General features: G+C 55.3%; 16 protein-coding genes and 1 pseudogene. 3 read left to right on the forward strand and 14 right to left on the reverse strand.

Translation table 11 applies throughout. The features are described 5' to 3' along the window. Positions 1-90: 90 nt before the first annotated feature. The 3 genes from C7820_RS13735 to C7820_RS13745 are packed head-to-tail and all read right to left on the reverse strand — an operon-like array spanning position 91 to position 2,287. Entirely contained in the window at positions 91-777 is a 687-nt protein-coding gene (locus C7820_RS13735; protein WP_116231349.1) for a CpsD/CapB family tyrosine-protein kinase, read from the reverse strand. Continuing rightward, positions 758-1,507 (reverse strand): YveK family protein, encoded by a 750-nt coding sequence (locus tag C7820_RS13740; protein ID WP_181909021.1) that lies wholly within the window; start codon positions 1,505-1,507, stop codon positions 758-760. The genes C7820_RS13735 and C7820_RS13740 overlap by 20 nt, the downstream gene beginning before the upstream one ends. 39 nt (positions 1,508-1,546) lie before the next feature. After that, positions 1,547-2,287 carry a tyrosine-protein phosphatase gene (locus C7820_RS13745; protein ID WP_181909022.1) on the reverse strand — a complete coding sequence of 247 codons (741 nt, stop codon included), beginning with the start codon at positions 2,285-2,287 and terminating at the stop codon, positions 1,547-1,549. 331 nt (positions 2,288-2,618) lie between these two features. Here C7820_RS13745 and C7820_RS13750 point away from each other — a divergent pair. The 3 genes and pseudogenes from C7820_RS13750 to C7820_RS13760 all read left to right on the forward strand — a co-directional run. Then, positions 2,619-2,822, forward strand: a pseudogene (locus C7820_RS13750) (helix-turn-helix domain-containing protein); the annotation flags it as partial. 176 nt (positions 2,823-2,998) lie between these two features. Further along, positions 2,999-3,646, forward strand: a complete 648-nt coding sequence (locus C7820_RS13755) for a metal-dependent hydrolase (RefSeq protein WP_076168532.1) — start codon at positions 2,999-3,001, stop codon at positions 3,644-3,646. Between the two features lie 365 nt (positions 3,647-4,011). After that, positions 4,012-4,932 (forward strand): cation diffusion facilitator family transporter, encoded by a 921-nt coding sequence (locus C7820_RS13760; protein ID WP_076169574.1) that lies wholly within the window; start codon positions 4,012-4,014, stop codon positions 4,930-4,932. A gap of 52 nt (positions 4,933-4,984) precedes the next feature. On the opposite strand, the gene C7820_RS13765 is transcribed toward C7820_RS13760, so the two are convergent. From C7820_RS13765 to dagF, 11 genes are all read right to left on the reverse strand, one after another. Beyond that, complete coding sequence (locus tag C7820_RS13765; RefSeq protein ID WP_116231352.1) at positions 4,985-6,148, reverse strand: DUF2264 domain-containing protein; 1,164 nt, start codon at positions 6,146-6,148, stop codon at positions 4,985-4,987. 368 nt (positions 6,149-6,516) lie between these two features. After that, positions 6,517-7,476: an L-threonine 3-dehydrogenase gene (locus C7820_RS13770; protein ID WP_116231353.1), complete on the reverse strand. Its 960-nt coding sequence runs from the start codon at positions 7,474-7,476 to the stop codon at positions 6,517-6,519. A 33-nt stretch (positions 7,477-7,509) separates the two neighbouring features. After that, complete coding sequence (locus tag C7820_RS13775; RefSeq protein WP_105443752.1) at positions 7,510-8,703, reverse strand: glycine C-acetyltransferase; 1,194 nt, start codon at positions 8,701-8,703, stop codon at positions 7,510-7,512. Positions 8,704-9,005: 302 nt separating this feature from the next. After that, entirely contained in the window at positions 9,006-10,286 is a 1,281-nt protein-coding gene (locus C7820_RS13780) for a Gfo/Idh/MocA family protein (protein WP_116231354.1), read from the reverse strand. 70 nt (positions 10,287-10,356) lie between these two features. Further along, complete coding sequence (locus C7820_RS13785; protein ID WP_116231355.1) at positions 10,357-11,985, reverse strand: extracellular solute-binding protein; 1,629 nt, start codon at positions 11,983-11,985, stop codon at positions 10,357-10,359. 61 nt (positions 11,986-12,046) lie between these two features. Then, complete coding sequence (locus C7820_RS13790; protein WP_076168553.1) at positions 12,047-12,931, reverse strand: carbohydrate ABC transporter permease; 885 nt, start codon at positions 12,929-12,931, stop codon at positions 12,047-12,049. 14 nt (positions 12,932-12,945) lie between these two features. Further along, complete coding sequence (locus C7820_RS13795) at positions 12,946-13,905, reverse strand: ABC transporter permease (RefSeq protein ID WP_116231356.1); 960 nt, start codon at positions 13,903-13,905, stop codon at positions 12,946-12,948. Between the two features lie 569 nt (positions 13,906-14,474). After that, a complete protein-coding gene (locus C7820_RS13800) occupies positions 14,475-15,512 on the reverse strand; it encodes a LacI family DNA-binding transcriptional regulator (protein WP_116231357.1) in 1,038 nt (345 codons plus the stop codon). Positions 15,513-15,696: 184 nt separating this feature from the next. Next, entirely contained in the window at positions 15,697-16,410 is a 714-nt protein-coding gene (locus C7820_RS13805; protein WP_116231358.1) for a GntR family transcriptional regulator, read from the reverse strand. Between the two features lie 10 nt (positions 16,411-16,420). Continuing rightward, a complete protein-coding gene (locus C7820_RS13810; RefSeq protein WP_116231359.1) occupies positions 16,421-17,437 on the reverse strand; it encodes a sugar kinase in 1,017 nt (338 codons plus the stop codon). Further along, entirely contained in the window at positions 17,430-18,185 is a 756-nt protein-coding gene (gene dagF / locus C7820_RS13815) for a 2-dehydro-3-deoxy-phosphogluconate aldolase (RefSeq protein ID WP_116231360.1), read from the reverse strand. Before dagF ends, C7820_RS13810 begins: the two co-directional genes overlap by 8 nt.

Here is an 18,185-nt window from a genome sequence, read left to right on the forward strand (position 1 = left end):
GACCGAGTGCCTACCCGTGATAAAGGTACAGTAGACATGACCTGTAAAGACATGTTTCATGAACAAGTGGTTTCCTTGATACCCGAAAAACTATTGATGACCGTAATATCGGTACTGGTTCGCCTCGGACTTACTGTATTTTTTCTGATTTAGAACGACGCCGAGAATCGTTGCCTTCGCCAGCTCCAGCTTCTCTTTCGTTTTCTGGATGTACTCCCGCTTGACCTTGCCCGATAGAACAACGAGGATCACCCCGTCGCACACGGAGGAGACGATCAAGCCGTCGGCGACAGCCATCACCGGTGACGTGTCGATGAGGATGATGTCGTATACGGGCTTCCAGCCGTCGATCACTTCCTGCAGCCGGTCCGAAGATAACAGCTCCGTCGGATTCGGAGGAACCGGTCCGGCGGTGACCAGCGACAGGTTCTCCACCACGGTCGTCTGCACGACATCACCGAAAGCGCATTGTTCGGCGAGAAGGTTCGAGAGCCCAAGCCGGTTCGGCACGTTAAAAATGCTCTGCAGCGACGGGTGCCTGAGATCGGCGTCGATCAGCAGCACGTTTTTTCCTTCCTGGGCATAGGCAACCGCCAGATTGCTGATCGTCGTCGATTTCCCTTCCCCCGCCTGGGTCGAGGTCACGGCAAGTACCTGCAGCTTTTGATTCCAGCCGGAAAATTGGATGTTGGTCCGGATGCTGCGGTACCCTTCCGAGATCGACGACCTGCGGTTGACGTTCATGATCAGCTTGTTTCTATTGGCTGACTGACGCATATTTTTCACCTGCCTGTTGTTTGGATCGGGCGGTCGCCCGCGTTCGCAAGTCCCGCTTTTTCATTTTCCGGATCGCGCCCAGGGTTGTGAGCTCAAGATACTGCTCCACGTCCTCATCGGACTTGATCGTGTCATCCAAGTACTCGATAAACAGCACTACGCCAACGATGATCATGAACGAGGCGGCAAAAGCGATGGCGATGTTAAGGACAACATTCGGACTGACCGGATCGGGAGCACTCGTTGACAAGGTGCTATCCAGAATCGAAATATTGTCCACTTTCATGATTTGGGGGATTTCATGCTTGAACACGAGCGATACGGCGCTCACGATCTCTTTGGCATGCTGGTAGGAGGCATCGCGGATTTTCAATTCGATGATTTGCGAGTTTTGGGTCGTCACGACTTCGACCCGGTCCATCAAGTCCTGCGCGGTCTCATGCAGACCGGGGTATTGGGCGACGACCTTTTCCATGATGGAAGCGGAGCTGATAATGACCTTATAGGAGTTGATCAGCATAATGTTAGAATTGATTTCATTAATATCGAGCGTCGGTTTTCCCTCGCTGTCCAAATTGGACTTATTGACGATCATCGTGCTGCTTGCTTCATAAACCGGCTTCATGACATAGATGCTGTAGGCACCGGTGCCAGCCGAGCACAAGACCACCACCAATACGATCAGCCAAAGACGCTTTCTTAACATGTGCAGCAGCAGCTTGAATTCCATAATCCTTCCCCCCAATTTCATCGAACGGTTGCCTCCGCTCTAGACGGTGGGCTGATGAAACGTTCCGATCTCCTTTCCGCTGATGAGCTGCACCGCATGGTCCTCCAGGCTCTTCCGAAAGCCTGCTCCACACAGCTTGTCGATGATGCCGAGCCCTTCCTGTGCGTAAAATTTCCGCCGGACCGTGTTGTGCGCATCCGTTCCAATCAAATGGACCAGCTTATGTGTGCACAAATATGCAGCGGTGCTCTGAACCGATTCCCCAAAAAATCCGGCAAGAGACTGGGTTGTTACCTGCAGCAGGACGCCGGAGTCCCGAATCCATCCCGCCACTTGGTCGGGCTGATCGATAATCCCCAGGTTCCGTTCCGGATGGGCAATGACGACCCGAATATCGGCCCGCTTCATGAAGGTAAGAAAATCTGTAAAATACCCGGGTACCTTGCGGGAGGGAAGCTCTACGAGTAAATAGCGGCTGCCGGCAAGCGTCTGGATCCGGCCGCGCCGGAATTCGGTGGGATAACGTTCGGTAAGGTGGTACTCCTGTCCGGGGAGCACCTTCAGGGGGATCCCGACGCGCTTGAGCTTGGCGTTAAACAGCTTCACGCGGCGGTTGATTTTTTTGGCGGAGTTTAAATAATGTCTCTCTCGGTGGTGCGGGGTGGCGATGACCGTCGTAATCCCTTCTTCCACTGCAGCCGCAGCCAAGCGAAGTGCTCCATCGATCGTTTTCGGCCCGTCGTCCACAGCCGGCAGGATATGGCAGTGTGTATCGATCATACGTATCAGCATCCATCCCTTTGATTTTTGAAAAACAATGCAACATTATGTATCATTAAATACGGAAGCTCGACAGAATATGCACTGGTTCCGTCTTCCTGGTGTAACCGATGGTGACGAATTGCGTCTTTATTCCTGAAATTGGCTTATTCCATGAATAAAGATTGACTTTCCAAGAGGAGAATGAACCTGATTTTTTGGGTAAATCGGTTCAAAAACAGCTTGCACTATTGACGACACTGTTAATTTACGATACATTTTGTATCATGTCAAGCGTTATTTAGCAGGTCCAATTGCTCACGCATACCCGGGTATCCAAGGGGGGAAAGAAATGAATTACGGCAACCGAATATCAGAGCTCAGGGAGCAGAGGAAATTGACTCAAGAGGCATTGTCCATAACCCTTGGGATCAGCCGGGCGGCCTTGTCCCACTATGAGAAGAACCGCAGGAAACCGGATTTTGATACGCTGTCGAAGCTGGCTGATTATTTTCAAGTCTCCATAGATTATTTGCTTGGACGAACAGAGGCAGCCGCGGCGAACGAAAATTCGGATACAGCCAATCCGGCTGATTAACGGACCTGATGGTTACACGAACTTTAGTCCTATCCTCTCTGACAAGCATATACACGTGACACCAAAACGTGTATAATACGATAGCAAACATATGTTTGCCCGCAATCATCCTGATGTCAGTCAGAGGAGGAGAAATGAAGGGTTCGACACATCTCGCTATAGGCGTAGTGATCGGTGCTGCCGCCGCAGCCCATTATCCGTTTACGCTGAAGCATGCAGCGATGTATATCGCGGTTTCCGCCTTATCAGCGCTAAGCGCAGACCTGGACGGCCCCAGCATGCTCAGTTCTACCCTCGGCCGGTTCTCGAAATGGCTCAGAGAATGGCTGTATTGGTCCGGGCTGCTGCTCGTAATCGTCCTGGGGTACCTGTATATCGCTAAGGGGAGCTTTTATCTCGAATATTCCATCTTGGCGCTCGTTCTGTTTCTGCTCGGACTGATCATTAAAGACGGCATGATTCGTAACGTGCTCGTCAGCCTGATTGGCTGCATATTGATTTACGCCGGAATACATAACGCCATGGTCTGGATGTCCGGACTGGGTGCATTTGTGGGTATCGCCCCTTGGCTCAAGCACCGCGGCATGACTCATACCGTCTGGGCGGTGTGGCTCTGGGCATGGATCAGTTCCGGACTGGAGGCATACCTCAATCTGGAAGGGATCATGCTCGTATCCACCGCCGGGTACTTGTCCCATCTGATCGCCGATTCGATGACGCCAAGCGGTGTGAAGTGGCTGTATCCGCTCTACAGGAAATCCTTTAAACTTCCGTTTAAATAGCCTCCGCAGTTAGACGATCCAGCCTTGTACCGGAAAAGCTTCTGTTTCATCAACCAAGCAGCGTCAATTTTGGCCTCATAACCGGCATAAGCTTCCTGTTATTTGTCAGCCTCCTGCACCTCATGTTATGCGGAGAAGACAAATGTCACGGGAGGCTTTTGTTCTGTCGCTTGAGCCGGAAAGTGGGAATATGATGTATACGATTCCACCTTTTTCCGAATACTTTTAACTCGGAGAACTCCCGAGGCGCGATTTGTCGTGTCATGCGGGGGTTATCTTTGTCCGCGAGGCATGTTTTGGCGTAATAAGAAATGTTTATTTTTGGTTATATAAAAAGAAATAAACCCAAGAATGGAGCGAGGAGACTGGAGTCCGTGGCCAGCAAATCAATATTGGCGGTATGGGTCAGCCTCATCAGCAACGTCTTGCTGACCCTTCTCAAAATCATCGTCGGGCTGTTATTCGGCAGTAAAGTTCTCGTAGCCGACGGGATTCATAATGCAGGCGATGTCGTGGCGACGATCGCGGCACTTACCTCGGCCATGGTATCCCGCAAGCCGGCGGATGAAGATCATCCCTACGGGCATGGGAAAGCCGAAGCGATCGCATCGGGCATCGTGGCGATCATTCTCGTCATGGCCGCGCTGCTGATGGTGTATAAATCGATCGAATCGTTGTTCGTTCCTCCAGCCGAAGCCAGCTGGATCGCGCTTGCGGCCGCGCTGGTTTCCCTGATCTGGAAGCAGATCCTGTACATGTACTGCATCCGGATCGGCAAAGCCGAGAACAGCCGCAGCCTGATCGCCACGGCCTACGACCATATCGCAGACGTCTACGCTTCCGCAGCCGCGTCCATCGGGATCGGCATTTCGCTGATTGGCGAAGCCTATCATATCCCCTATACGGAATACGGCGACCCGGTGGCCGGAATTATCGTATCGTACCTGGTGATCCGGCTCGGGTACAAAATGGGACGGGAGTCCGTTGACATTCTGATGGACAAAAACATCACGAACGAGCAGCTCGCCATGCTGAGCTCGATCATCTACTCCGTTCCCAACGTGAAGCGCGTTGACAGTATTCGGGCCCGAGAGCTCGGCAACGCCATCATCGTCGACGTCAAAGTCAGCGTCCCCAACCATCTCACCGTACAGGAAGGGCATGACGTCAGCCGGGAAGTGAAAAAAACGATCATGGAGCGTATGAAGCAGGTGGCCGACGTCATGGTGCACCTGAACCCATGGTACGATGACGGACAAGAGGCTGTCCCCGCCAGGCCGAAGTAGCCTGGGGGACAGCCTCTTGGTTTGTGACAGCACCGGTCCCATCATTCGGTGCTTAATGTCCCAGCGCATGGTCGATACGGCCATGCCCGCCGCTCCAAATCCGCTTGGACGTCCACTCGGCTTCGCCCTGCCAGAACGGATCGTTCTCCGGCAGCGCGAGAGGCAGCAGGACGGTCGCGCATAGATACAAGCTGCCCGTAGAAATATAACCCTCGCCCAGTTCCGGCTGGTGACCGCTGAGGCCAATGCGCAGCCAGCCTTCGGCGTCGTACGTTCCGGCCGGCTCGAAGCAGCGCTTCATGACGGCCGTCAGTGCGCAGCGCACTTGCGCCGCGTCCAGCCCTTCCGGCAGCCGCCGCTGCCAGGCCAATTGGGCCAGCAGATGGAAGGCGCCCGTCCGGTAGCTGATGGACCGGCCGACCACCGGAAAGCTGCCGTCCGGGGCGATCATACGCTCCAGCTGCTCCGCGTAACGCTGCGCCCGGACGAGCGCTGGTCCCTTATGCGCCTCCCAGTCCGGCTGCAGCGCGCCGGCGTGATCCAGCACGTCCAGCAGCATCGGGTGGATGACGAAGCTGTTGTAGTAGTCGGCGTGGTACGCCGGCCCGTCACCGTACACTCCGTCACCGGCGTACCACTGCTCCAGCTGCTTCAAGGCGTAATCGATCCGCATCGGATCCCAGTCCCGGTCGCCAAACCGGGCCAGAGCCGTCTCGATGACCGCCGAGAACAGCAGCCAGTTGTTGAAGAACGGCTTGCGCGTGCGGGTCAGCTTCCAGGTAGATAGCCATCTTTGCTTTTGCTCGTCCGTTAACGGATCCCATAAAACATGGGGCGCACGGAGAAAAGCTTGGCACAAGAAGGCCGTGTCCACGATGGGCTGATGCCCTTCGCCAAAATTCAGCACGTCCGGGGAGGCCGGGTCGCTGGCCTGTTCCAGCGCTTGGTGTGTCAGTCCCAGCAGCTCTGTGCGCAGCCGCTGCTCCTCCGCGCTTCCACCCTCGGCTCCGAGCCAAGGAGCGATGCCGTCCAGGAGGCGGCCAAAGGCCTCCAGATGGGTGTAAGCCTCCCGGCCTTCCCCGCTGCTCTCCACCGGCATCTCTGCACGCAGCCTTCCCTCCGCAAGCCGCGTCAGCACCGGGCGCGCCCAGCGTTCCAAATGATGAAGCCAATACAGCCGCTCTTCCCTGCCAGCATGTTCTGTTCGTTCCGACATTCCTGTGTCTCCTCTCCCGGCTTCACGGCCGGCCCTAAGTTGGATGAAAGCACCGTATTCGCGCGGGCTTACAAAAGCCCCTCCACTCCCTACTGGCAGCGGTTCATGAACTCTACCATGCGGGTGTGATTAGGCGCTTGTATACTTGCTGCTGCAGTGCAGCTTCGTGTTGGCTGCGCCTGTACGCTTTCTTACCCATTATATCGAAAAAACGGTCTGCGGAAGGGAGATCATCCCTACTTTTTTCCGCTATAAAACCAAAAAAGCCGCACCCCCAAGGTCCATGCATCCCATTGCATCCTTCCTTGAGCGTACAGCTTTTTCCCGTTACAGCTTTCCAGCTTCAATAAATGTTCGTATCCCTCGAATCATGCTTTACGGAGCAGTTGTCTCCCGCCAAGATGGGCCAGCATATCCTTCGTCATCGCGTTCAGGTCGTAACGCGCCCGGAATCCCCATTCGGCCTTCGCCGCCGAAGCGTCGATGGAGTGCGGCCAGCTGTCTGCAATCGCCTGCCGCTTCGGATCGACATTGTAGTCCAGCGTGAAGCCTGGGATTTCTTTGCGGATCGCCGCGGCGATCGCTTCGGGATCTACGCTCATGGCCGTTACGTTAAAGGAATTGCGGTGCGTCAGCCGCGACGAGTCGGCTTCCATCAGATCAATGATGGCGGTCAGGGCGTCCGGCATGTACATCATATCCATGTTGGTGCCCTTGGCGATATAAGACGTGTATTTGCCTTGAGTGACGGCCGCATAATAAATCTCCACCGCATAATCCGTCGTCCCTCCGCCGGGAGGCGTCACATAGGAAATCAGCCCGGGAAAACGGAGGCCACGCGTATCCAGCCCATATTTGTGGAAATAGTAATCGCACAGCAGCTCACCGGACACCTTATTCACGCCGTACATCGTGTTGGGGCGCTGAATCGTGTCCTGCGGCGTGTTGTCCTTCGGCGTCGACGGCCCGAACGCCCCGATGGAGCTTGGCGTAAAGAACTGGCATTTCAGCTCTCTGGCCACCTCCAGCGCATTCATCAGCCCGCCCATGTTCAGATTCCAGGCCAGGAGCGGCTTCTCTTCGGCTGTTGCCGACAGCAGCGCCGCCAAATGAATGATCGTATCGACTTGATATCGCTTGGCAATTTCATGCATCGCCTTGTCATTGGTTACGTCCAGCAGCTCGAAAGGACCCGTCCGGGTAATTTCGTGGGCGGATGAACGCAGATCTGTCGCAACGACCGCGTCGTTGCCGTATATTTCACGCAGCTTGGCAACCAGCTCGGAGCCGATTTGCCCAAGCGCCCCTGTCACCAGAATCCTTTTCACGCGTCATTCCTCCTTGGAAAATTCATTAAAAATTTACCCGATCAGGTTCATTTCTTTGCCGACCTTTTCGTATACACCGATGACCTGCTCCAGCATTTCTTTTGTATGCGCTGCTGTCGGCATGTTGCGAATCCGGCCCGTTCCCTTCGGCACCGTCGGGAATACGATCGATTTCGCATAGACGCCTTCCTCAATCAGCCGCTTGCTGAACTGCTGCGTCTTCACTTCGTCCCCGATGATGCAAGGGGTGATCGGCGTTTCGCTGTGCCCGATGTCATAACCGAGCGCGCGCAGACCGTCTTTCAGAAAACGGCCGTTCTCCCACAGCTTGTCGATAAGCTCCTTGTCGTTCATCAGAATGTCCACCGCCGCGATGCAGGCTGCAATGACCGCCGGAGGCTGGGAGGTCGAGAACAGGAACGGACGGCTTCTCAGCTTCAGCCACTCGATCAGCTGCTTCGAACCGGCGACATAGCCCCCTACAACGCCAATCGCCTTCGACAACGTACCGATTTGAAAATCGATCCGGTCGGACAAGCCGAAATGCTTGACGGTACCCGCTCCTTCGCCCAAAACGCCGGAGCCGTGCGCATCGTCAACATACGTAATGAGGTCGAATTCCTCGGCAATCTTTACGATTTCCGGCAGCTTGGCGATATCGCCGTCCATCGAGAACACGCCGTCCGTGATCACCATAATTTTGTTGTACAAGCCAGATTCCTTGGCTGCTTTCGCCTGGCTTCTCAGATCTTCCATGTCCGAATGCTTGTAGCGGATCACTTTCGCCTTTGACAGGCGGCAGCCGTCGATAATGGAAGCGTGATTCAGCTCATCGGACAAGATGGCGTCGTTTGCGTCCATCACCGCAGAAATGGCGGCCATATTGCAGTTAAAGCCCGATTGGTACACAATGACAGCTTCCGTGTGCTTGAACCCGGCCAGCTTCTCCTCCAGCTGGTTGTGCAAATCCAGCGTTCCGTTGATCGTTCTGACGGCGCCGGCACCCGCACCGTGCGTCTTGGCTGCCTGCACCGCCGCGTCGACCAGCCGGGAATCGGTGGCGAGACCCAGGTAGTTGTTGGAGGAAAGGTTAATCAAGGACTTTCCGTCAATTTGGATCACCGGGCCGTTCGGTCCCTGCACCGTATCAATCACGTTATACAATCCCTTGGCTTTCAGATCTTCTATGTTCGTGCTAAGAAACAAGTCCAATGCCTGACTTGCCATATCAATCCCTCCTCAATATACAAGTGTCCTTTCATAGTAGACATTTAAAATCCGTTATATCCCTTGTGGTTAAAGGCTTTATTTAATTTTTAATGTATCACCTTTTATTCGTTTTGTACATCCACTGAGGACAAAAATATTTTGGATTTTTTATGGGGCAAAGCGCTGGCCGGGCCGATGAACAGCGGAAATGAAAAACAACTAAACCCGAGGCATTCGGAGTTTAGTTGTTTTCTGGGGCTTGCCGTTCCACTGGAAAACAGGACAGCGATGCCTTGTTTCCGTCCGCTTGCTTCATCGCCCTATTTCGGCTGCTCGGCCGTTTGCTTCCTGGTCGTCCATGCTTTTGCAAATTCATTCAAATCGATCGATTTTCCTTGGTGTAGTCGCGATTCCTCTGCCGCAAACGCCATCAAATGGCTGCGCACCGATGCGCTTGCCGATGTCAGGCTTTCCTGGCCGCTGTAGCCGCGGACTTCCTTGAGGAAGCTGCGGACGATGCCGCTGTCCCCGCCGCCGTGGCCGCTCGCCTGGGACGGGATGGCGATTTCCGTCTGCTGATGGGTCAGAAAATCGAATACGGTGACCTTCCCTTCCTCGCCGCGGAGCTCGCCGCGCGTGCCCATGATCTGAATCCGGCGCTCCTGCTCATAGGTAAAGCCGCACATGCTGAACATCGCCGTCGCTCCGCCTTCAAATTCCATGTTGACCACCTGGTGGTCAACGACGTTGTTGTCGCTGCGGTAGACGCAGCGGCCGTAGTCCGTCTCGCGCAGACCCTGGATGATGCTCGCCTTCGTCAGCTCCGGCGTGAAATGTCCGGCCCAGCCTTTGTATTGGTCGCTGAGGTAGAACCTCGGCGCCGAATACGGGCAGTCCGGCTCGACGGCGCAGTCCAGGCAGCGGTCCGCCGAGCCTTCCGGCGCGCGGCCTTCATGGAAGTGCATCAGCGAGCCGTACGAGCTCACACGCAGGCACGGTTTATCCATAAGCCAGGACAGCACATCCATGTCGTGGCAGGATTTGGCCAGAATCATCGGGCTTGCCTTGTCCGAGTGATTCCAGTTGCCGCGGACGAAGCTGTGGGCGATATGCCAGTAGCCCACGTTTTCGTTCAGCTGGATCGACGCAATTTCGCCGATCACCCCGCTGTCGATCACCCGCTTGATTGTGCTCCAGAACGGCGTGTACCGCAGTACGTGGCAGATCGTCAGCAGCCGGTCGTGGTCCCTGGCCGCCTGCTCCATGTCCAGGCATTCGCCGGGATCCGGAGACATCGGCTTTTCCAGCAGGACATGATACTTTTGCCTCAATGCCTGCATGGTGGGAGCGTAATGCATCCGGTCCTGCGTGCAGATGACGGCGATGTCCGCCATCCGCTCCGCGGCGAGGAGCGGCTCCCAGGATTCGTAGCACCGCTCCGGGTCAATGCCGTGCTTCTCGGCAAAACGGAGCCGCCGCACCGGATCCGCCTCGGCCACGGCCACGAATTCCAGCTCATGCGGATAGTCCAGCGCGTATGGGGCATAGCCTCCGGCTCCGCGGGCGCCAGCGCCGATCAGAATCGCTTTCAGTTGCGTCATATCTTGTTCGCTCCTTCGAAGTCGCTATATCAGTTGAACCATTGAACTGGGTTCAAACTATCCATTGCAATTATTTGGAATAACGGTCCGCCGCCGACTGATAGATGGCGATGTAGCGGTCCAGGCCCATTTTTTGCAGCGTGGACACGTACGCATCCCACTCGTCAAAGGAGGCGTTGCCGGATATGAATTTGTCGCGCATTTCGTCGACATAGGTCGTAATATCCGTCTGGATGCCCGTCAGGTCGGCCTGCTCCTCGGCGGTGAAGTTGAACGGCGGCCAGATTTGATCCTGCGGCACGACATGCGGCTCCGCTTTTTTGGCATTGTCGACGGACGTCGGCAGCCCTTCGGCTCCTTTGAAATATTTCTGGGTGACAAAGCCGGGATAATAGCCGCCTGGCCAAATCAGGTACTGTCCTACCGCCTGGTCCAGATTCAGGCCGTTCGGGTTGTTTTTGATGTCGTCCACATAATCCACGCTGCCGTCCGCGTTTTCTTTATAGGTCTCATCTTTCCAGCCCATAAAGAACATTTTGATGCCTTCGTCGCCGTAAAAATAGTCCATCCAGCGCATCAACGCCTCGGGATTTTTCGCTTTATCGGTCAGGACAAACATCCCGATGTTGCCAAGCGGCGATCCGGTCGCGCTGAACATCTGGTCGCCATGCGGCCCCTTGAGCACCGGCAGCCCGACATAGCCCTTCTGGTTGTAAATCGCCACCGGGTCGACATTATCCACTACCCCGATCAGCCCTTCCATCCCTTTCGCATCGACTTCGGTGCTCTTGACCGACATGATGTCCTGTTCCAGCAGCCCGTCCTTGTAGAGCTTGTTGACGTACTGAAGCAGCTCTTTGTAGCGCGGATCGGTCGGGATAAATCGGACTTTCCCGCTGTCCGGATCGGTATCGACATAAATATTTGACGTTCCGTGGTTGTTCAGGCCGAAAGATCCGCGAAGGTAATTGACCAGGCCAGCCGCTCCGACCGCGCCCCATGCGATTTCATCCTTCTGTCCGTTACCGTTCGGATCATTCTCCTTGAACGCCTTCAGCATGTTATAAAACTCATCCAGCGTCTGCGGCTCCTTCAAGCCCAGCTTGGTGAGCCACTCGCTTTTTACCCATGGTGTCCCGTACAGCACGGATTTGAATTCCGGATCGTACAGCGTCGGCAGACCGTAAATGTTGCCGTCCGGCATCGTGATGCCCTTTTCGATGATCGGATACTTCTCCATCAGCGCTTTAAAGTTGGGCGCGTATTTGTCGATCAGGTCGTTCAGCGGAAGAAAGGCGCCCTGTTTGCCGTATTTGAGCAGGTCGGCCCGGGGAAACGCCGAAGCGTAGAACATTTCCGGGTAATCGCCGCCGGCCAGCAGCAGATTGCGCTTCTCCGCCAGATTGTCCTTCTGGACCGTATCCCACTGGACGTGAATGTTGGTCATTTTCTCGTATTCCTGCCACAGCTTGATGTTGTTCCAGTCGGCATTGGCGAAAAACTTTCCCGCAAAAGCGGTCACCGTCAGCTTGTCGGTTACGATCGGCATCCCGGTCTCATTAACCTGTCCCCCGGCCGATCCCCCGCCCTTCGATTCCGCGGCTGCGCCGCCTTCCTTGTCCCCCGAGCTGCAGCCCGCCGCCAGCGATACCGTCAGCACGCAGGTCAGCAGCAGACTCCCCCATTGCTTCAGCTTCATCCAAGATTCCTCCCTTTGTTCTGATTCCAACCACGATTCCATCATTTATCCATGCAAGGAATTATCCTTTGATGGCTCCGATCATGACGCCTTTGACAAAATAACGCTGCAGGAACGGGTACAGCACAAGCACCGGAATGTTGGCCACCACCAGCACGGCGTATTTGATGCCTTCCACCTCGCGCTGCTGCTTGATCGCCGATTCGGTCGACATTTTGACCATGTCGTTCGTCTGCCCCTGGATCAAAATTTCGCGGAGTACCAGCTGCAGCGGGAACTTGTCCTTGTCCGTCAGGTAGAGCAGCGCGTTAAAAAACGCGTTCCAATGGCCGACCGCATAAAACAGGATCGTGACCGCGATGATCGGCATCGAGAGCGGCAGTATAATGCGCGTCAGAATCTGAATGTTGGAGCAGCCGTCGATCGTCGCCGCCTCCTGCAGCTCATGCGGGATGGACTGCTGGAAGAAGGTTCGCATAATGATGATGTTCCAAATGGAGACGGCGTTCGGAATGATCATGACCCAGAGGGTGTTCAGCATGCCGAGGTTTTTGATCAGCAGGTATGTAGGGATCAGGCCGCCGCTGAAAAACATCGTGAACACCAGCAGAGCCATAATGCCGTTTCGTCCCACAAAGTCTCTGCGGGACAACGGATAGGCCGCCAAAATCGTCATGACGAGATTGATCGCCGTCCCCAGCGTCGTGTAAATAAGCGTGTTGGTAAAGCCGCTGATGATGTCCTTGTTCTGGAAAATTTTCTCGTATGAGTTCAGGTTGATGCCCTTGGGCCACAGCAGCATTTCGCCGCGCAGCACCGTCTGCGGGTCGCTGAACGAAGCGCTGAGCACAAACACGAGCGGGTACAGCACCACCAGCGTAACCAGGATCAGAACGACGTAGTTGATGACGTTAAAAATGCGGTCTCCTTTGGATTCGATAAGCATGCCTCACGCCTCCCTTACCATAGACTTGTCTCGCTGATGCGCCGGGAAATCTGATTCACGACGACCAGCAGCACGAAGTTGATGACGGAATTGAACAAACCGATCGCGGCGGAAAAGCTGTATTCGGCGTTCTGGATCCCGCTGCGGTACACATAGGTGGCGATGATGTCGGAGGATTCCAGATTCAGATTGTTCTGCATCAGCAGCACCTTCTCAAACCCGACGCCCATGATGCTGCCGATGTTCAAAATGAGCAGGATGACGATCGTCGGCATAATGCCGGGGATGTTGATGTGCCAGATCCGCTGGAGCCGGGTGGCGCCGTCGACGCGGGCCGCTTCATGCAGCTGGTTGTCAATCCCGGCCAGGGCGGCCAAATAAATGATCGAGCTCCAGCCCATCGTCTGCCATACGTCGGAGAGCACATACAGCGATTTGAACCAGGCGGGCTCGGTCATGAAATTGATCGGCTGGCCCCCGAACAGCTGGATGGCATGATTGACCATCCCGTAGCGTGGCGACAGAAAAATCATCATCATGCCGACGACAACGACGGTAGACAGGAAATGCGGCGCGTAGGTAACGGTCTGTACGAATTTTTTGAATTTCTCGGCCCTTACCTCGTTCATCAGGAGAGCGAGGAGGATCGGGATCGGAAAACCGACGGCCAGGCTGTACAGGCCGATGCCTAGCGTATTTTTCATCAGCCGCCAGAAAAAGTAGCTGTGAAAGAAACGCTCAAAGTGGTCAAAGCCGACCCACGGGCTGCCCCAAATGCCTTTGGTCGCAATAAAGTCCTTGAAGGCGATCTGGATGCCGTACATCGGAACGTATTGGAACAGGATGTAATAAGCGATCACCGGGGAAATCAGCAAATAGAGCTGCCAGTTCCGGTAGATCCGGTTCCACTTCAACGCCTTGCGTTTTTTGCCGGCTGCCGCCTGCACGGCGGGTTGTACTTGAATGTCAGCCATACGACATCACCTCGAATGAAGGATAGGATAAGCGCAAACCCTGTCATGACTGGGGATCGCAAACAAACGCCCCGGTTTATATGTAATATAAAATGACATAACAGCAATTGGAACGGAGCTTGGAGATGTGTCGCTTACAGGAATGGAGTAGTTTGGATTAATTTTGGATAAAAATTCGGATTTGATTTGGATTGATTTTGGATATAAACAATCATCTATAAGACAAAACCGGGGTATCCCGGGGAGTTATAGTTAAAGGGAGGAATGACCTCATTTTCATAATTCCTTTATTTAAAGTAAATGAAAACGCAATCATATAGCATGCGGTTCGCGGGAAGTTTGGATTTCGATCACTCCAAAAGGATGAAAACCAATCCAAACGTTGTTTAATTTTTCCTCATCATAATATAGCTTTTTGGGGATGTCAAACATTATTTTGGATTGTTTTGGTTTCAAAACCGCTCAAATTTTGCTTAAAAATGCAAAAAAGCATCCGCCGGAATCTGCTCCCAGCCGATGCTGCTCTCAAAAATGCGTTATTATTATGTAATATTATCGAACATATAAAGTTATTTTCTGCTGTAACTGGACGACTCTCTGACGATCAATGCACAGGACAGCAAAATCTTGGTCCCTGCCGGATAGTGCCCGTCCAAATAGTCGACAATCGATTTGGCGGCAACCCGTCCGATTTCGTGCTTTGGCACCGAAACTGAAGTTAACGGAGGCGTTGTATATTGGGCGACATCAATATTGTCCATGCCGACGATCGCGATATCCTGCGGGATCCGGCCTTCATGCTCCACAACGGCCCGCATCGCCGGGATCGCCAGCATGTCGCTGGCGCAGAAGATCGCCGTCGGCCATTCCGTTTTCGGAAGCCGGCTCAGCAAATCGCTCACCCCGCTGTAGCTGCGGTCCACGTTCCAGCCCGTATTGATCAGCCAGTCCTGGCGCAGGGCAAGTCCCTCCTCCAGCATGGCGAATTTGTACCCGACAAAACGCTCCTCGCTCTCCATCTGCCTGGAATAGGCAGGACCACCAACAAATCCGATCCGCGTATGTCCCTGTTCGATCAAGTGGCGCACGGCCGCCCGTGAGGAGAAGATCCGGTCGCAGTCCACGACGGGCACCGACAGCCTGTCATCGTTCAGACTCACGCCCAGGATGGCGATCCCTTCCTTCTGAATCAGCCCGAACAGCTCCTCGTCATACCAGCTGATGGCCACGACGCCCTGCGCCCCGGTTTCCCTCAGCATCTGCTTCAGCCTCTCGGCATCCGACACTTCCTCCGATGTACGGACCATCGCCGGGGGCTGTCCCATCTCTTCCATCTTTTCATGGAAGCCGGCCAGCACCTTGGAGAAATACGGATGATCGTCCATCAGATGCTGGGGAACGATACAGGCGATCCGCTTGGTCTCGACAACCTGCTGCGGCGCGCCTTTCGGCGATCCGTGCCATTTGTACCCCAGCTCTTGGGCCGCTTCCCGGATCTTCTGCTTCGTTTCCTCACTGACCGGCCGGCTGGTGTCATTGCTGATCGCCCGGGATACGGTAGAAATGGACACGCCCACCCGTTCGGCAATATCTTTTAGCTTCGCCAATCCAAGTCCCTCCTCTGCAAATTTTGGCTCCAAATTTTACAACCGTAAATTGATCATATCATAAACCTGCGATTGCGTGGCGTCAAAATTCTGCGGCGGCGGTTCCGCCAAAAAAAGAACCAAAAACAAAAAAGGCTGTTCCGAAAAACGGATGAATCCGCTCCGGGAACAGCCCGTACTGCCGCTATCTGTCGTAGGTGACCACATAATTTTGAAGGCCGGTATGATAGTAACCGATGCTGTATTCGATCACCTGGCCCAGCTCGTCATAGGAGTAACGCAGCCTTTTGAGGACCGGGGTACCCCCGTCCAGGCCGAGCGTCTTCTGCACATGTTCCGGAGGGACGGCCACCGTAAACTCATCCCGCAGATTGCCGAGGGGAATATCCCGCCCTTCGAGCCATTCATACAGGGACATGGCGTTCAGGTCGTCCATATCCACCTCGCCGGCATCCGGGGTCACATAATGCGTGTAATAAATGTACGGCCGGTCATCCAGGAAATATACCCGTTCCAGCAGTAAGCTGGTCTCTCCCAGCAGCCGCCAAGCTTCGGACGATTCGTCATTGGTCACGTGCTTGACCTGAAGCCACAGCTTCCGGATCTGATGCCCTTCCTCCACCAGCACTTCCGTGAAATGCTTCCACTTGGCCAGCTTGGATACCGATGTATTGCGGATAACCTTCGTTCCCCGGCCGCTGCCCTTCTCCAGAAAGCCCTCGCTGACCAGCTCCGAAACGGCGGCCCGGATCGTAATTTTGCTGACCGCAAATTCCTTCTCCAGCTGCGGCTCCGAAGGGATATTTTCGCCTTTGGGGTACACGCCGTGCAAAATCCGTTCCTTCAAAATATGCTTGATTTGTATGTACAACGGCCTATCTTTGCGGGATAAGCTCACAGCAGCTCCACTACCTTTCTACGTCACCTGCGGATGCCGTCATCGCCTTGAGAATGTCCTGCGCGGTGGACATCGGCGTATCGCCCGCCACCGTATGGGCCAGCATGCCTGCGGCCGCCGCATAACGCACCGTCGTCTCCGGCGGCAGACCTTCCAGCTCGCCATGGATGATTCCGCTGGCAAAAGCATCTCCAGCCCCTATTCTATCATAGACGGCGAACGTCAGCAGGTCCGAAAACGCAAATTGTCCGCTGGTGAACATAAATCCTTGCAGCGAATGGGAATTGTCGCCGTTCACGAAGCGGTGGGTCCCGGCGACCGTGCGGATGCCGAACGTCCGCGCGGCCTGCGGGATCAGCTCTTCCAGCTGCTCCCGGCGCGCCTCCTTCTCCGTATGGAGGCCAAGCGTCAGCATGGCGTCCCGCTCGTTCATCAGGACGACGTCCGACAGGCGGAGCATCTCCTCGTAATGCGGTCTTGCCTGGTCATATCCGTCTTCCCCCCACAGGGAAGGACGGTAGTTGCAGTCAAAAATGACCGTGCCGCCCTGCTGCTTCACCGCCCGGGCGAGCGCCTTCATATGGGCGCGCACCCCGTCGTTCATGGCCAAGGCGATCCCGCAGAAGTGAACGGCGTCCACTCGGCTTGCAATATCGGCGAAATCGTACGTTCCTACCGGAGCGGTGTTAAAGCTGCTCTCCAGCCGGTTCGTATACGTGACCCGGCTCGGCCGGACACCAAAGCCGTTCTCGAGAAAGTACATCCCGAGGTACTTTCCACCGCGGCCGGCAAAGGAGAGGCCGATGCCGAGCTTGCGGAGATAGGCTGCCGCCGCATCGCCCAACGGATTGTCCGGCAGGCGGGTCACAAGCATCCCTTCGTGGCCCATACGAGACAGCGCGGAAGCCACGTTGACTCCGGTGCCGGAGAACGTGTAATGCAGCGTCCCGGACTGGGACAGCAGTTCAACTCCCGGAACCGTCAGGCGCATCATCACTTCCCCGAAAGCCGCGATGCGCTTAGGCATAATCGTCCGCCAGCTTCTTCATGATTCCGGTCAGCGTCCGGACGTGCATGATGTTGGTATTGCCTGTATCTTTGTCGATGATGGAAGAATACACATGCGGAATGACCTGCGGCACGCCGCCTTCCAGCGCAATGCGGAGAATAGCTTCGAAATTGTCCATGTCGATGCCGCCGGTCGGCTCCAGGGCAAAGCCTTCCGCGGCGCATGCCTTCACGACTTCACGGTACTCATCCTCGCGCGAAAGCCCCTGCATCGGGAAATACTTGAGCGCATTCCCGCCCATATCACGCACCAGCGCGATTGCTGCCGCTACGGGAATGATGGCGGGCTCGGACTGCGCCGCACTGAACGGGCCGGTCGAAATGTTAACATAGCCCGGACGGCCGCATGGCGATACAAGGCTGTTGATCCAGCTGTCCTTCGCCCCGAGGTTCGCCCGGGTCGCGCCGACCGCCGGGAAAACCTGATTGATGTGGCTGCCGGGATAATGCTTGGCGATCTCTGCCACCACCGCGGCCTGGCGGTTGTCCCCGGCCCCAAGCCCGATCGACACCGCCTCGTCGATCGCCTCGCCGTACTGCTTCATCGCCGCCACAGCTTCTTCCACGCTGGCGTAGTTCTTCGACAGGACGCCGACAAGCACATGGCCTTCGGCCGCTTCAAAAATCTCCTTGGCGTTGGCGATATCCTTCGCCAGCACGTTCAGGGCGACGCGGCCCTTGTACCATCTTTTCTCTATGTGGGACAT

This window comes from Paenibacillus sp. VMFN-D1 (assembly GCF_003386155.1).
Taxonomy (GTDB): Bacteria; Bacillota; Bacilli; order Paenibacillales; family Paenibacillaceae; genus Paenibacillus_AQ; species Paenibacillus_AQ favisporus.

Bases quoted from the DNA above. Each gene is read 5' to 3' on its own strand.
- C7820_RS13735 (WP_116231349.1), bottom strand. From the start codon at position 777: ATGCGTCAGTCAGCCAATAGAAACAAGCTGATCATGAACGTCAACCGC.
- C7820_RS13740 (WP_181909021.1), bottom strand. From the start codon at position 1,507: ATGGAATTCAAGCTGCTGCTGCACATGTTAAGAAAGCGTCTTTGGCTG.
- C7820_RS13745 (WP_181909022.1), bottom strand. From the start codon at position 2,287: ATGATCGATACACACTGCCATATCCTGCCGGCTGTGGACGACGGGCCG.
- C7820_RS13755 (WP_076168532.1), top strand. From the start codon at position 2,999: ATGAAGGGTTCGACACATCTCGCTATAGGCGTAGTGATCGGTGCTGCC.
- C7820_RS13765 (WP_116231352.1), bottom strand. From the start codon at position 6,148: ATGTCGGAACGAACAGAACATGCTGGCAGGGAAGAGCGGCTGTATTGG.
- C7820_RS13775 (WP_105443752.1), bottom strand. From the start codon at position 8,703: ATGGCAAGTCAGGCATTGGACTTGTTTCTTAGCACGAACATAGAAGAT.
- C7820_RS13780 (WP_116231354.1), bottom strand. From the start codon at position 10,286: ATGACGCAACTGAAAGCGATTCTGATCGGCGCTGGCGCCCGCGGAGCC.
- C7820_RS13785 (WP_116231355.1), bottom strand. From the start codon at position 11,985: ATGAAGCTGAAGCAATGGGGGAGTCTGCTGCTGACCTGCGTGCTGACG.
- C7820_RS13790 (WP_076168553.1), bottom strand. From the start codon at position 12,931: ATGCTTATCGAATCCAAAGGAGACCGCATTTTTAACGTCATCAACTAC.
- C7820_RS13795 (WP_116231356.1), bottom strand. From the start codon at position 13,905: ATGGCTGACATTCAAGTACAACCCGCCGTGCAGGCGGCAGCCGGCAAA.
- C7820_RS13810 (WP_116231359.1), bottom strand. From the start codon at position 17,437: ATGCCTAAGCGCATCGCGGCTTTCGGGGAAGTGATGATGCGCCTGACG.
- dagF (WP_116231360.1), bottom strand. From the start codon at position 18,185: ATGTCCCACATAGAGAAAAGATGGTACAAGGGCCGCGTCGCCCTGAAC.